The organism is Pseudomonas sp. NPDC086278, assembly GCF_050280905.1.
Lineage (GTDB): Bacteria > Pseudomonadota > Gammaproteobacteria > Pseudomonadales > Pseudomonadaceae > Aquipseudomonas.
On the sequence record NZ_JBNNWE010000208.1, the window covers coordinates 1 to 1,835 of the forward strand.

A 1,835-nucleotide genomic window follows, 5' to 3' on the forward strand; every position below is an offset into this window, starting at 1 on the left:
CGGTCAAGCCGACTTCCATGAACTTGACCAGCGCATCCACTTCGTCGGGCGTGAGGTTGAGCGGTGTCATGTCCGGGTCGAGGTTCGAGGTGTTGACAACACCATGACGCAACAGCCTACCGTGGAGCAGTTGATTCCACTGGTGGCAACCCCGGATCAGAAACTCAAGCACCACTGGGATTATCTGTACGAACCGGACGCCAAAGAGCTGCTTGACGGCTTGATGGTCCGTTACGTGGAGTCGCAGGTCTACCAGGCGGTGGTCGAGAACAACGCGGCTGAACAAGCTGCGCGGATGATCGCGATGAAGAACGCTACCGACAACGCCGGTGATTTGATCAGCGATTTGCAGCTGATCTACAACAAGGCGCGTCAGGCTGCGATCACCCAAGAGATCTCGGAAATCGTCGGCGGCGCTGCCGCGGTTTAACGGTTCAAATATTCAGAGGATCCAGCTATGAGTAGCGGACGTATCGTTCAAATCATCGGCGCCGTTATCGACGTGGAATTCCCACGCGACAGCGTACCGAGCATCTACAACGCGCTGAAAGTAGTGAGCGCGGCTGAAACCACCCTGGAAGTTCAGCAGCAGCTGGGCGACGGCGTGGTTCGTACCATTGCGATGGGTTCCACCGAAGGCTTGAAGCGCGGTCTGGAAGTCACCGACTCTGGCGCAGCCATCTCCGTACCAGTCGGTAAAGCGACCCTGGGCCGGATCATGGACGTCCTCGGCAACCCGATCGACGAAGCTGGCCCGATCGACACCGAAGAGCGCTGGGGCATTCACCGTCCTGCGCCAACCTTCGCTGAACAGGCAGGCGGCAACGACCTGCTGGAAACCGGCATCAAGGTTATCGACCTGGTTTGCCCGTTCGCCAAGGGCGGTAAAGTCGGTCTGTTCGGTGGTGCCGGTGTAGGCAAAACCGTAAACATGATGGAACTGATCCGTAACATCGCCATCGAGCACAGCGGTTATTCCGTGTTCGCCGGTGTGGGTGAGCGTACTCGTGAGGGTAACGACTTCTACCACGATATGAAGGATTCCAACGTTCTGGACAAAGTGGCACTGGTTTACGGTCAGATGAACGAGCCGCCGGGTAACCGTCTGCGCGTAGCACTGACCGGCCTGACCATGGCCGAGAAGTTCCGTGACGAAGGTAACGACGTTCTGCTGTTCGTCGACAACATCTATCGTTACACCCTGGCCGGTACTGAAGTATCCGCACTGCTGGGCCGTATGCCTTCCGCAGTAGGTTACCAGCCGACCCTGGCCGAAGAGATGGGTACTCTGCAAGAGCGCATCACTTCGACCAAAAACGGTTCGATCACCTCGATCCAGGCGGTATACGTACCGGCGGATGACTTGACTGACCCGTCGCCAGCGACCACTTTCGCCCACTTGGACGCCACCGTCGTTCTGTCCCGTGACATCGCCTCCCTGGGTATCTACCCGGCGGTCGATCCACTCGACTCGACTTCGCGTCAGCTGGACCCGAACGTGATCGGCCAGGACCACTACGACACCGCTCGCGGCGTTCAGTACGTTCTGCAGCGTTACAAAGAACTGAAGGACATCATTGCGATCCTGGGTATGGACGAGCTGTCGGAAGCCGACAAGCAGTTGGTAAACCGTGCTCGTAAGATCCAGCGTTTCTTGTCGCAGCCGTTCTTCGTGGCTGAAGTCTTCACCGGTGCATCGGGTAAATACGTTTCCCTGAAAGACACCATTGCTGGCTTCAACTTGATGGCCACCCCACCTCTGCCCAAGCTTCAAACTGCCCGCCGCTCGCGCTTTGCCCTGCGTTGGTATTCCTGGCTGTTGCTGGTTGCAGTGG

The 1,835-nt window shown here is 57.8% G+C and carries 1 protein-coding gene and 1 pseudogene; both read left to right on the forward strand.

The window, feature by feature from the left end; translation table 11 throughout:
• Window positions 1-97: 97 nt before the first annotated feature.
• Window positions 98-430, forward strand: a pseudogene (locus tag ACQKP4_RS28980) (F0F1 ATP synthase subunit gamma); the annotation flags it as partial.
• Window positions 431-457: 27 nt separating this feature from the next.
• Window positions 458-1,835, forward strand: a 1,378-nt coding sequence (gene atpD, locus ACQKP4_RS28985; RefSeq protein WP_427637431.1) for a F0F1 ATP synthase subunit beta, incomplete at its 3' end; no start/stop codon positions are given.